The 11834-nt window shown below is 40.8% G+C and carries 13 protein-coding genes; 4 read left to right on the top strand and 9 right to left on the bottom strand.

Annotated features, from left to right (window positions below):
• The first annotated feature begins 28 nt into the window (after positions 1-28).
• Positions 29-208 (top strand): hypothetical protein, encoded by a 180-nt coding sequence (locus tag NPUN_RS42200; protein ID WP_041565702.1) that lies wholly within the window; start codon positions 29-31, stop codon positions 206-208.
• 1142 nt (positions 209-1350) lie between these two features.
• Entirely contained in the window at positions 1351-2556 is a 1206-nt protein-coding gene (locus NPUN_RS29175; protein ID WP_012412005.1) for a histidine kinase, read from the top strand.
• Between the two features lie 38 nt (positions 2557-2594).
• On the opposite strand, the gene NPUN_RS29170 is transcribed toward NPUN_RS29175, so the two are convergent.
• Positions 2595-3620: a response regulator gene (locus NPUN_RS29170; protein WP_012412004.1), complete on the bottom strand. Its 1026-nt coding sequence runs from the start codon at positions 3618-3620 to the stop codon at positions 2595-2597.
• Positions 3608-3808 carry a hypothetical protein gene (locus tag NPUN_RS29165; protein WP_041565700.1) on the bottom strand — a complete coding sequence of 67 codons (201 nt, stop codon included), beginning with the start codon at positions 3806-3808 and terminating at the stop codon, positions 3608-3610. Before NPUN_RS29165 ends, NPUN_RS29170 begins: the two co-directional genes overlap by 13 nt.
• 706 nt (positions 3809-4514) lie before the next feature.
• On the opposite strand from NPUN_RS29165, the gene NPUN_RS29160 reads away from it, so the two are divergent.
• Positions 4515-4775, top strand: a complete 261-nt coding sequence (locus tag NPUN_RS29160; RefSeq protein ID WP_012412003.1) for a CRR7 family NDH-1 assembly protein — start codon at positions 4515-4517, stop codon at positions 4773-4775.
• A 296-nt stretch (positions 4776-5071) separates the two neighbouring features.
• Here the strand turns inward: NPUN_RS29160 and NPUN_RS29155 are convergent, their stop codons facing one another.
• Positions 5072-5641: a DUF2854 domain-containing protein gene (locus tag NPUN_RS29155; RefSeq protein WP_012412002.1), complete on the bottom strand. Its 570-nt coding sequence runs from the start codon at positions 5639-5641 to the stop codon at positions 5072-5074.
• Between the two features lie 345 nt (positions 5642-5986).
• On the opposite strand from NPUN_RS29155, the gene NPUN_RS42195 reads away from it, so the two are divergent.
• Positions 5987-6160 (top strand): hypothetical protein, encoded by a 174-nt coding sequence (locus NPUN_RS42195; RefSeq protein WP_012412001.1) that lies wholly within the window; start codon positions 5987-5989, stop codon positions 6158-6160.
• Between the two features lie 128 nt (positions 6161-6288).
• On the opposite strand, the gene NPUN_RS29150 is transcribed toward NPUN_RS42195, so the two are convergent.
• The 6 genes from NPUN_RS29150 to NPUN_RS29130 all read right to left on the bottom strand — a co-directional run bounded on the left by NPUN_RS29150 (position 6289) and on the right by NPUN_RS29130 (position 11802).
• Positions 6289-6705: a response regulator gene (locus tag NPUN_RS29150; protein WP_012412000.1), complete on the bottom strand. Its 417-nt coding sequence runs from the start codon at positions 6703-6705 to the stop codon at positions 6289-6291.
• Between the two features lie 35 nt (positions 6706-6740).
• A complete protein-coding gene (locus tag NPUN_RS42190; protein WP_167315674.1) occupies positions 6741-6917 on the bottom strand; it encodes a hypothetical protein in 177 nt (58 codons plus the stop codon).
• A 115-nt stretch (positions 6918-7032) separates the two neighbouring features.
• Positions 7033-9213, bottom strand: coding sequence for a polyphosphate kinase 1 (ppk1, locus tag NPUN_RS29145; protein WP_012411999.1), 2181 nt, complete (start codon positions 9211-9213; stop codon positions 7033-7035).
• Between the two features lie 321 nt (positions 9214-9534).
• The gene (locus NPUN_RS42185) at positions 9535-9918 is read right to left on the bottom strand and encodes an HNH endonuclease (protein ID WP_041565699.1); all 384 of its coding nucleotides are present in this window, start codon (positions 9916-9918) and stop codon (positions 9535-9537) included.
• Positions 9915-10334, bottom strand: coding sequence for a reverse transcriptase N-terminal domain-containing protein (locus NPUN_RS42180; protein ID WP_167315673.1), 420 nt, complete (start codon positions 10332-10334; stop codon positions 9915-9917). Before NPUN_RS42180 ends, NPUN_RS42185 begins: the two co-directional genes overlap by 4 nt.
• Positions 10335-11124: 790 nt before the next feature.
• Positions 11125-11802: a hypothetical protein gene (locus NPUN_RS29130; protein WP_012411998.1), complete on the bottom strand. Its 678-nt coding sequence runs from the start codon at positions 11800-11802 to the stop codon at positions 11125-11127.
• Between the last annotated feature and the right edge of the window lie 32 nt (positions 11803-11834).

Genomic DNA, 11834 nt, shown 5'->3' with positions numbered 1-11834 from the left:
TTACAGCCATTAGGTTTTTATAATTCCCATGCTTATTTATAGAGTTCCCAAAAATTCTGGCAAACTAACATTTTTGGAAAAAAACAGAAATAAATTTGAAATACTTGCTATACAACAAGAGTTTTATAATTTTGAGGCTCTAAGCTCACTGGGATTAGGACAGCTTAAGGGAGTTTGTAGTCAGCAGTTTAGTCCTGCTCAAAATTAATATGGCAAGACTACTACATTGAGAATCCATTTTTTAGATATTTCTCTGAATATTCAATTGGCAGAGCAGATAACTGATTGGTAACTCGCTAAAGAACATTTTAGCTACCAAAAGCTTTAATCTGCTTCCAGATGCACGAACTTAATGCGATCGCTAAACACCTAAAGTGATAGACTAGGAATAAAGCCCCCTTAGCCTCACCCAAAGAGGGAAATCAATAAAGTTCGCTAACACTGGGTTGCAATCGATTCTGGAAATTATTCATCTGACGATGGTAAGCTGAATAAGGCAATAGCCGGAAAATGCCAGTGTTTACAAATTCCAGGAACTTAGCGTAAGTTCGTTATTCTTGGCGACTGGGGTCATAAGTAAAGCAGTCAAGTGTCGCAGCAGTTTCCCTAATTTCTCTAAATAGATTTTATGGGGAAAGTGCTACTTGTGCTGTAGTCAAGAGTTTCTTGGCAGCTTCGAAAGCAGTAAGTACTGACTCTAAAAGTGCGTAGTTTACCGCCGTAGGCATCGCCCCGATGTTATCCAAAAGGTTGTCTTAGGGCAACCCATCCCCTATTCTCAAGAGAATAGGTAGGTCTTCTTTGAGGAAGGCTGGGCACAGAGTACGCTTAGTAAGTTATAGGCAGTATATAGTTATTAGCTATGGCTGTTTTCCTAATCAGAATAATGATTAGGTTGAGGCAAACAAGACACTTCATTGGATGCACTGGTGTTTAAAAAACCCTCTCTCCACAAACTTGGTCTAAACAGTTAACAGCTTCCTGATAGATTAGATACAATTAGCATCTGCGTTTAGTTCGGCGATCGCTTGTTCAAAGCGAGTAGTCAAATTGACATGCTGCTCCACTAGCTGATTTGACATAGTATTAAACCTTTCACCTGCTAACTCTAGCGACAACTTTCGATTCAGGGCAAATTAAGGCTTATATTCAAGAGGATTGGGTGTTTCTTGGAGATAAAGTTAGTCAAAAAGGGACAAAAGGCTGAAAAAGATATCTTTAGTGTCAAAGATGCAGAACTAAGAGCAGTATGAAAATCTAAAATAGATATTAAATTGAAGACCAAAACAACGACCATCGACAACCGTCAGTCCATTTTACTTTCTGTAAAGCGTCACCGGGTTGTTACCAGTGCTGAAACACGATTACATGCAAGTTTCCCAGGATCAGCCTATTTATTCTGAGGCCCCACTCCAACTGTTACTTTTTGTCGATGGACGACCTAAGTCCCGCCAACAGGTGCAGCGAATACGTGCTTACTTAAAAGAATTGCAGGCTGAGTATACTTTTGAAGTTCAAACTATCGATGTTGGACAACAACCTTACTTAGCAGAACACTTTAAGTTGGTAGCAACGCCAGCTTTAATCAAAATCCATCCTGAACCACGACAGGTTCTGGCTGGGAGTAATATCATAGCGCAATTGAAAAACTGGTGGCCTCGCTGGCAAGTCGCTGTAGACGCTTACTTAAAATTACAGGAAGACTTGCAAGAACACATGGATGACAATGGTCGGGGTACATTACCCAAATCCACTATCCATTCAGTTGCTGTTTCTGCTGAACTAATCCGACTCTCAGACGAAATTTTTCGCTTGAAACAGGAAAAAGATAACCTTCAAGAGCAGCTACAGTTTAAAGATCGGGTGATTGCTATGCTGGCGCACGATCTCCGCAATCCCCTAACTGCTGCCGCGATCGCAATAGAAACTCTCCAATCTAACTACAATCTAGAGACAGGGGAATTTCAGCGCCTCAAGCCATCGATGACGGCACATTTATTAAAACAAGCCCGCAATCAAACTAAGGTCATTGACCGAATGATTACTGACCTTTTGCAGGTAGGGCGTGGAAAAGATACAGAGTTTCCTCTATCACCACAAAAAGTACAACTAGGTAAAGTCTTTTTAGATGTACTCGAAGAATTGTGCGATCGCTACACCGCTAAATCCCAAGAGGTTGAAACAGATATTCCTAGTGACTTACCTTATGTATATGCCGATCCAGAACGCATCCGCCAAGTGCTAGTGAATCTGTTAGATAACGCCATCAAATATACCCCAGAAGGTGGCAAGATTAGCGTTTCGGGATTGCACCGCACTACTCAAAAAGTTCAGTTTAGTATTGGCGATACTGGGCCTGGTATTCCTGTAGAAAATCGCGATCGCATCTTTGAAAACCACTTCCGCCTACAACGGGATGAAGGTAAAGAAGGTTACGGCATTGGTCTTTGTTTATGCCAGCGTATTATCGTGGCACACTATGGCCAAATTTGGGTAGATTCCGCCCCCAATAATGGAGCATGGTTCCACTTCACGCTGCCAGTTTATCCTTCTTAGGCAATAGGCATTTACAAATAACTAATAACTAATCACAATTAAAAACTTGAGACAAAGCGATCGCGCCCCCCTGCCTTTGCTTGGTAGAGTGCTTTATCTGCCCGTACAATCAAATCTGAAGGTGAGGATTCCCAAGTAGGTACAACAGTTGCTACGCCCATACTTAGCGTGACATGCTGACTCACCGCAGACCCGGCGTGAGCAATTTGTAAATCTTTGATTCCCGCTTGTATCGTTGCGGCCACGTGAATTGCACCAGATGCATGGGTGTATGGCATAATCACAGCAAATTCTTCGCCACCATAACGCGCTACTAAGTCTTGATGTTTTTGCGCCTTCAGATTTAAGACAGCACCCACCTTTTGTAAACAGACATCTCCAGCAGGATGGCCATATTTATCGTTATAAAATTTAAAATAGTCGATATCACACAAAATCATTGACAAAGGAGATTCCTCTTGGGCGAGATTAATCCACTGAGTATTGAGATAATCGTCAAAGCGACGACGATTAGCCAACTCAGTTAAGCCATCTACATTGGCAAGGTGCTGCAAAGCTTGGTTTGCTGCCTCTAATTGTTTGTATACTTGTCCTTGCTGTAGCAGTCGGCGCAACCGTTGACGCAATACAGGCCAGTGAATTGGCTTAGTAACATAATCAGTCGCTCCTGCATCAAAAGCACGGTTTACGGATTCCTCATCGTCCAAGCATGTGATCATCAATATGGGAGTGCGCTCCCATATTTTGGAGATGACAGTATTGTTAAGAGCCGAGTCAGTATCAAAGGTTGCAAGGGCTGAGATTAAATTATTCCTGGCAATTTGGAGCAATTGCTTACAGCAGGTAAAGCCATCCATCACAGGCATTACAGCATCTAGCAAAACTATATCCGGTTTGATAGTCTCGTAAGCATCTAAACATTGCTTACCATCATTGACCTCGACCACTCGATAACCTTCTTGTTCCATAGCTTTACGCAACAACACTCGGATAGTCTTGTCATCATCAGCCACTAGAATCAGTGGTGGTTGTTTAGAAACAGAAAATGAGCTTATGCCTGACATGAGTTGCCTTCCACTTGCAAGATTATTCTGAAAAAGGCTGTGCAACTCAATCGCATAGGAGCGATCGCTCTTTTCATCAATGCCAGAATTTGCGGCAAAGGTGTGTCTGGCTTCACAATCAACTGTTTTTTGACAATAGACTGCTCAATGTTCTTGAGCCAAGCAAGCGGTAGATAACTAAGTTGCATAGACAATCTATAATTGGAACGCGAAGGCAATTTTTACCTTTTTGTTCGGCTATGGTTATGGGAGGAAGTGTTGCTTTTATATTTCCCCATTGTTAAAGTTAAATTGCAATTTTTTTGAAAATTGCAAATAGGCACCTTAATTAGTTAGTTTATAAACTTAGCGAAACAGGGAAAAGCAATTGTCAAAGTACGTTCATAAAATATAGCAATCCTAAATCATTCGTGAGAGATAACATTTCTGAAAGGCTTTAAAATACGTATTTTTAATCTACGTATTTTCTTAACTTTAAATTTGGATTGCTATAGCTAATATTAAATACTAATATCATTTGACTTAAATGTCTTTAGTCTATTGGGCAGTAGGGATAAAAATACGGTATAATTACATAAGATTAAGATTCAACTAAGTTCAATATTTTATTGTTGAATCACTTTGAGTTGATAAATCAAGTAAAAGTTCTTATTTAATTGATTAACTATATTTACTTAAGTTAAAAATAGATTTTTTATTCTAAAAAACAGTAATTTAATAATTAAATTTATATGAATCTAGATATACTAAATTAAGTAATATTTATGTCTTAAACAACTAAATCCTATGAGTACTGCACAGACAGCAGATCAAATAGATAGAATCTCCATTTTTTGACTACAAAAATAACCAGACGCGATCGAAAAAACCATTTGCATTCACTAAATCTTTAAAATGCCAGACTCATTAATGTATCAGCAAGATCACTTTGTTCTTTTAGAAACAGATAAACCAGAGCAATTTCTGACACAATCAGAGTTATTAGAAAAGCTCAAAACAACTCTTCAGCAACTTATAATTCAAGATTTACCGCCTGACTTGCAAAAGTTTGATACTGTGGAAGCTCAAGCACAATATTTACTCGACACTGGCTGTGAATTAGATATTGGCCCTGGGCAATATTTACAATGGTATGCAGTTCGTTTAGAAAAGTAACTTTTTGGTTAGTGGTAAAAAAACGAGTCAATGCTGTATGTAGCAATACAATTGACTTAAGATCATGCGTGGGAATTTTTAGGCGTGTAGAGACGCAAAGTTTCGCGCCTCTACTTAGGTTGATGCTATCCCCTGTGAAAGTGAAAATTTCAGTTAAGTTGAGTACAGAGAGAGTTTCTTTATCCAGAACTTAAGTTCTGGGAGAGATGTCCATTAGTGCAGCACATTGAGTTGTTACAAAAATGTGGGTAAGAACAAGCCATTAAAGTTTTGGTAACAATAACTTTTGTTCCTAACTATTGAGTACTGACTAGTGACTCTTTTGGAGTATTAATCAGCGCTAACTCAATTGTATTTTCAGATGGCTGTGTTATTTGAACCTCCAATCCCGGTCCAAAATAATTAGTCATTTTTTCCTGCTTTTTTTGCCATACATCAATTGGTATTAGCGGTGAATCAAATTCTAAAATTAGGGCATAGTTCCCATTCACTTCTACTTCTCGTAACCCTGTGACTGTTGGTCGTTCCTGGTCTGTGGGACTCAAACCCAGAAAAGAAAGTGTTGTATCTAAATGAGCATCTTGACCGTAACAATATCGGGTGATATCTTTGCGAATTTTATTTTGAGTATCAGTTGCTTGCTGTTCCCGCAGTATCAATGCTGACGGAGATGTCTTTTGGGTAAAGGGTACTGGCTTAAGTTCATTAGCTTTCAGCGCCAGTCCTCCCAACAATAGAGGAATACCGTAAAAAAATCCGACAAGATTGAGTGTGGCATTATTACCAGCATAGGCGACGAAGCCCATAATGGTTAATATGCCACCGATAGTTAAACCGAGTGTTCCCAAAGAGATTTGGCGTAGCATGAGCTTAAATTAGTATAAATTCTTAATACCTCAGTTTTATTATCATCGGCTATGAGTAACAAATTAGGGAAGAACATCATCTCTAGAGACTAGTAATTCAACCAACTCAAAATTGCCAGGTTAAGACTCACACAAAGAGAAGTCAAAAGCTTCCAGCTTACTTAGTTTAAAACTTTTCATATCAAAGACGCTACACGTAGCCTGCTTTTGAGTAGAGGTACGGGAGACATGAGGAGTTTCTAGAGAGGAAAGTTAGTGTAGTGGACTACTAAGAGTATAGTGCCCCAAAATATTGGATTTTGAGTTAACTTAAAATTTAAAGGTAGTTAAAAATGGAAAAAAATAATGGATCTACAGACTATAAAAGAACGAATTGTTGCAGTTCAAAGTAAACGCGAGTACCTATTAGGCCTGCTAGAGCAACCAAACCTGGGAACATTGAGAGTTGACGTAAATCAGGCTTTGGAAGAACTAGATGAATTAATTGATGAATTTAAACGCACCATTCCGGTAGAGTAGAAAACAGCACAAATGCGTCGGTTTAACTGTCAACTTCAGCTAATACCGACGCTCCACACTACTATAATATTCTCAAATCCCCAGAATTTAACTAAGCCTGAGCTGGCGAAGCAACATAGTTGTATCATTTATCCTGCAACTGAATCATCTCCTGCACGCTGACCTAACCGCCTAACTAAAGCAATCAGTTCGCTTGTCGGTACATCTTTCTTGCAAACGTCATCAAAGCTAGACATTGCCTTAGTTCCTTGAAAATTTGCGTCTTCTACTGAGGAGTAAGCAAGGATCTGGGTGTTCGGAGATATAGCTTTAATTTGGCTAGACGCGCTCCAGCCATCCATGACTGGCATTTGTAAATCTAGAACAATTACGTCAGGATGACAACGTTTAACCATTTCTATAGCTTCTTCACCATTACTGGCTAAACCTACTACTTGAATATTCTCCTGACAGGAAAAAACCAATTGTAAGGTTAGACGAGTCAGTTCATGGTCATCAACTACTAGAACACGCAAGGTAGAAAGCTCACAGGATAACATTAACATTGAGGGGAATGACGAATTTATTCAGAATAACCTCTCTAGTCTATGGGAACACGTAGCAGCACTAACTCTATCCAATGGTTGATTGAAGAAGAATTCAGAATATAGAAATCAGCAATTTGATGCTCTTTACGAGGCACTTTTGCTAGGAAGATCGCCGCAGGGGTAAGCCGACTCGCTATCCCTGTGCTATCTGCTTTTTGATCGGAATTCATTCTGAATTTGGAATCCTGATTCATGAATTCTGTATGAACCTATGAAAAATAACTTAGATAACTTTTAAAAGTTATCTAAGTTTAGCTAGTTGTCAAAGTCAAAGTAACTTATCTTTTAATCAATCAAGTTTGAGGTTACGCCAGTTGAGCGTAATGCCATATTCATAAGAATTTTTTGTGAATTGGCTTCTGGAGAATCATCATAAGGACGGCGTTGAATGTAAGTGCCATCGGCTTGTAATTCCCAAGCTTGGCGATTATCCGCAAGCATAATTCCCATGATTTCTTGCAAATCCTTGGCAATATCTGGGTCTTTTACTGGGGTAATTACTTCGACTCGACGATCTAGGTTGCGGCGCATCCAGTCGGCACTACCGATAAAGATTTCCTCCTGTGTATTGTTATGAAAATAATAAATCCGAGAGTGTTCTAAAAAGCGACCAACAATGCTGATGATGCGAATATTTTCACTAATGTCTTTGAGTCCTGGACGCAAACAGCAAACGCCCCTAATAATTAAGTCTATTTGTACTCCGGCGCGGGAAGCTTCATATAATGTGGCGATAATTTCTGGATCGACTAAGGAATTCATTTTGGCAACAATGCGTCCAGAAAATCCATTTTGAACATTTTCAATTTCGCGATGAATTAGTGCCAAAAAGCGATCGCGCATATTCACAGGTGCAACCAACAATTCTCGATAAGACTTTTGCAGGGAGTATCCTGTCAAGAAATTAAATAAATCTGTGATGTCAGCACCTAATTCTTCACGGCAACTAAACAATCCCAAATCTGTATATAGCCGTGCTGTTTTGGGATTATAGTTACCAGTGCCAATATGTACGTAGCGGCGGATTCGATCTTTTTCGCGCCGTACCACCATAACGGTTTTACTGTGAGTTTTCAGCCCTACTAAACCATAGACTACATGAACTCCAACTCTTTCTAGCCGTTTTGCCCAATAAATATTATTCTCCTCATCAAATCGCGCCTTTAATTCCACTAGCACGGATACTTGCTTGCCATTTTCAGCAGCGGCAATTAAGGCGTTGACGATGGGCGAATCGCCAGAAGTCCGGTAAAGGGTCATCTTGATGGCTAACACATTCGGATCATAGGCAGCATGGGTGATAAAGCGCACCACCGTAGCCGAAAAGGATTGATAGGGATGGTGTACTAGCAAATCCTTTTCCCGAATCACAGCAAAAAAATCTTTTCCCTCGTCCGTCTCTAGCGCATCTGGGTCTAAACTCGGTTCTCTCAGCCTTTGCAAGCGTGATGGTACAACAGATTGGCGTGGTGGATCTTTGAGTTCTGGCAATGGCAAGGACATAAAATACATCAAATCCCGCAGGCCCAAAAGACCGTCTACTTCGTAGAGATCGCTTTCTGTTAATTCCAAATCGTGCAATAATCGCGATCGCACTATTTCAGGAGTCTGGGATTGAATTTCTAGCCGGACTGGACTCCCACCTAGCCGCCGTTTTCGCAATTCCTGTTCAATCGCTAATAACAAATCATCTGCTTCATCTTCTTCCAATACCAAATCGGCATCACGGGTAATGCGGAACGGATGATATTCTTGAATATTCATCCCTGGAAATAGAGATTCTAAGTTATGAGCGATCGCTTGTTCTAAAGGTACTCCAGTCCAGTGAGCAGGTTTGCCGTTATTTTGATCTCCCAACTCAGGTGGTATCGGTAAAAATCGTGGGAGAACACTGGGGACTTTAACTCTGGCAAAGAATTCTTCTTCGGTATCTGGGTTTTTGACCACAACAGCCAGATTCAGACTGAGATTAGAAATAAATGGAAAAGGATGACTAGGATCGACAGCCAGAGGTGTCAAGACTGGAAAGACTTGTTCCTCAAAATAATTATTGAGATGAGTTCGCTGTTTTTGATTCAAATTTATGTAATCCAGAATATGGATGCCATGATTTGCTAGTAGAGGACGAAGTACTTGTTCAAAATGTTGATGCTCTTTCTTGACATGAGGAATCAGGGTAGACCTAATATCATCTAGCTGTTGTTGTGGTGTCCGACCATCAGGAGTTAATAGGCTGACTTTCGCCTCTACTTGTTGCTTTAAACCAGCAACTCGCACCATGAAAAACTCATCCAAATTAGAGTTGAAGATTGCTAAAAACTTCAGGCGTTCAAGAAGAGGAGTGCGATCGTCACAGGCTTCATGTAATACCCTGCCATTAAATTCTAACCAGCTTAACTCTCGGTTAAGATAATATTGTGGATCGCTGAGATTGGTGGGGGTAGCGCTTTTCTTAGATTTTGCCATAATCACCTAAGGGCAGGCAGATGTAGCCTATTGAACTGGGGACAATAAACATAGTAAGTTAAATGGTGCTTGAGCAGAACGCTGAAGCATCATTTAACTATATTGATTCTCTACCTCGCTACTGGTAAAGAACGGACATCAGGCTTAAATGAAAAATCTATTTGTATTTAAATAACTTCAGTCAAAGACTCAAAAATCAACTTGTGTAGGCATGAAAGCAAACATTACTAAGAGATTTTTGGTTTTTTTGACGTAGGCATAGCCGTCATAGACATCGCCTCTGGGAGGTGTTTTGCACTATCGCCTAGCGTATCTATTAAATTAAGGGAAACTCTCACGAGTCCCGCTCGTCTTCAGAACCAGACGTGAGACTTTCACCTCATCCGGCTCCTCAATGACTTGGCTCAAATCATGAGTACCTCTACTACCATCGTTGGCAGTTTTACTGTCATGGCAGTGACGATGTAATGCTTGGAGGTTGCCGTATTTATCCTTTGCGCCAAGGGATTTGGGGATGATATGGTCAACTTCGATTAAATCGTCTTCCCTAAAGTACAATCCGCAGTGAGCGCACTTACCCTTTTGTTCTTTCAAAAGTTTTGCCACTCTCGTAGTCACTAGGGGATGTTCTCCTCTTCTAGAACTCCAGTATTTCAGGTTTCCATAGAATGGCGATGCTGTCCCCTTAACTTTACCGCTTCTCATTCTGGTTCAAGAGCCAGTTTGGCAAGTGCTTGGGTCGCTCTGTCCTGCATTGTAGGAATACCTAGTGGACGCTTGTCACCGTTAGACTTGGGAATCCAAACACGACGGGTAGCATTAACATGAAGATTAATGTTCAAACTCAGTACTAAATTTTGCCGAGCCTTGGGGGTAAGCGACTTGATGCCGTCTACACCTGCGGTTTTCTTACCCTGGTTATCCTGGGTTACTTGGCGGACAGATAAGGCTTTTCCAGACCAAGACCTCATCAAGGTTTTTTGGAGTCTGCGTACTGCTGATTTATCACCACGTAGAGAGGCTTGGAATATTCTTTTCTGAAGCTTATAAACAGCACGTTCTAGCTTTCGCCAGTTAATGCTATTCCATTCCACCATCTGATTGCTCAGTGTTTTAGACATATATACTTCCTAATGTGACCATTCCTACCAAATCATCGTGGGTACGTCAGCCTATCTTGACCATTACAGCCAAGCGTTCGCTTCTTACTCAATCTTGCCCGTCAAGGCATCCGGTTAGCACCTACTCAGGTATTCGACCACCTGAGAGCGTTTGACGGGTTACTTCGTTCCGAATAACAATACTGATACCTTTAGAGTGACACTATTCACCGGGTTTGTTGGGGGTGCTTATTAGTCGGTCTGGAAACCGCTAATCCCTTATCCTTTACCTTTTGGCGCAGCGTTTCAGCCTGATTGCGCTACTTGAGATTAACGATGATTCAAACGTGTCTTTCGTACTCATGGATATCTTGCTTGGCTCCTTACCGGGTTTAGGCTCCTAGTAAGAGCGCTGTTCATTCCCGCTTTACCGATTGATGGCTAGTCTCTACAGTAGGGAAAGGGCTTTCACCGCAGCACTTGCGGGGTAGGATTCACACCTACATTATTATTCAGTTCTCTAGGCTTGAACTTAGGCAGTCGTCTCTAAGTATTTATATTTATTTAGACTGAACAAATCGCACTCCAAACATCCTCTCAGCTTGCCTAAAAATATTGGATTAGTCAAAACTAGGCGTAAGCGCCATTGAGAGATTGAGGCTTACACCCAACAAATATGGGCTTTATCTTCTTAAGTTGACACCAATGGACAATGCCGTACCCCCACGAGAAATCTATATGTATCAGGATTTTCGTGAATTGGTCTAAATCCCCGGCTGAAACTTTCTTTAATTACGAATTAAAAAGTGCTTTAATTTGCAGCTGGCTGCTGACCGGGTATTGCCTCTACGCCCACTTCTGGTAAAGGTGGACGCACACACAAATAAATCAATGGGCCGAATAGCGGTATCAACGCTATTAACCAGAATATCTGTGGATTTTTCCAACCGCGACGCGCCATATCATCCCCTAGTAATGCGGGAAATAAGAGGCTAAGTAGGGAAAAATCTAAACTCATTACATTGATAAAGCGGTTTGTTTGCCACTGTTGCACAAAATTGCCCCAATCTCCTCCTTTTAAACCGTAGGCAACTAGAAGAACTGTAGCTACAGTCAACACAATCCCAGTTACACGAGAATCTAGCAGCTTGAGTAAGATATTCTTTTTACCAACAAACTGATTATTTGGTTCTCTAAGGGCTAAGTAGGGTAACAAGGCAAATATGCCGACTCCGAAAGAGGCAGTAACAAATAGCCAAGCAGGTATTTTTTGCCCTTTACCATCAATAAACACTACTGCGCTGTAGACGAGAGGCCAGATGCCCATGAGGTTGAATAGTGCTATGACTAATGGGTTAACTCCTTGCCACTGGCCAGTAGAAAGGTTTTTAATTAACTCGAATGTACCGGGTTGCTCAGGAGGAGCGAGAAAAAAAGCATAGATAGTGAATCCTAACCACAGGAAACCAAAGGCGATTTTTCTAACCATGAAAGATTTAAGTAGGATTGATTATTAATTTT

Source organism: Nostoc punctiforme PCC 73102 (assembly GCF_000020025.1).
GTDB lineage: Bacteria > Cyanobacteriota > Cyanobacteriia > Cyanobacteriales > Nostocaceae > Nostoc > Nostoc punctiforme.
Note: the sequence above shows the minus strand (reverse complement) of the source record. Positions and strands in the feature narration are given on the sequence as shown.

What these genes read in the sequence shown, in the direction of transcription:
- ppk1 (WP_012411999.1), bottom strand. Translation starts at nt 9,213, where the DNA reads ATGGCAAAATCTAAGAAAAGCGCTACCCCCACCAATCTCAGCGATCCA.
- NPUN_RS29165 (WP_041565700.1), bottom strand. Translation starts at nt 3,808, where the DNA reads ATGCAACTTAGTTATCTACCGCTTGCTTGGCTCAAGAACATTGAGCAG.
- NPUN_RS29150 (WP_012412000.1), bottom strand. Translation starts at nt 6,705, where the DNA reads ATGTTAATGTTATCCTGTGAGCTTTCTACCTTGCGTGTTCTAGTAGTT.
- NPUN_RS42200 (WP_041565702.1), top strand. Translation starts at nt 29, where the DNA reads ATGCTTATTTATAGAGTTCCCAAAAATTCTGGCAAACTAACATTTTTG.
- NPUN_RS29160 (WP_012412003.1), top strand. Translation starts at nt 4,515, where the DNA reads ATGCCAGACTCATTAATGTATCAGCAAGATCACTTTGTTCTTTTAGAA.
- NPUN_RS29130 (WP_012411998.1), bottom strand. Translation starts at nt 11,802, where the DNA reads ATGGTTAGAAAAATCGCCTTTGGTTTCCTGTGGTTAGGATTCACTATC.
- NPUN_RS29170 (WP_012412004.1), bottom strand. Translation starts at nt 3,620, where the DNA reads ATGTCAGGCATAAGCTCATTTTCTGTTTCTAAACAACCACCACTGATT.
- NPUN_RS42180 (WP_167315673.1), bottom strand. Translation starts at nt 10,334, where the DNA reads ATGTCTAAAACACTGAGCAATCAGATGGTGGAATGGAATAGCATTAAC.
- NPUN_RS29155 (WP_012412002.1), bottom strand. Translation starts at nt 5,641, where the DNA reads ATGCTACGCCAAATCTCTTTGGGAACACTCGGTTTAACTATCGGTGGC.
- NPUN_RS42190 (WP_167315674.1), bottom strand. Translation starts at nt 6,917, where the DNA reads ATGAATTCCGATCAAAAAGCAGATAGCACAGGGATAGCGAGTCGGCTT.
- NPUN_RS42185 (WP_041565699.1), bottom strand. Translation starts at nt 9,918, where the DNA reads ATGAGAAGCGGTAAAGTTAAGGGGACAGCATCGCCATTCTATGGAAAC.
- NPUN_RS42195 (WP_012412001.1), top strand. Translation starts at nt 5,987, where the DNA reads ATGGATCTACAGACTATAAAAGAACGAATTGTTGCAGTTCAAAGTAAA.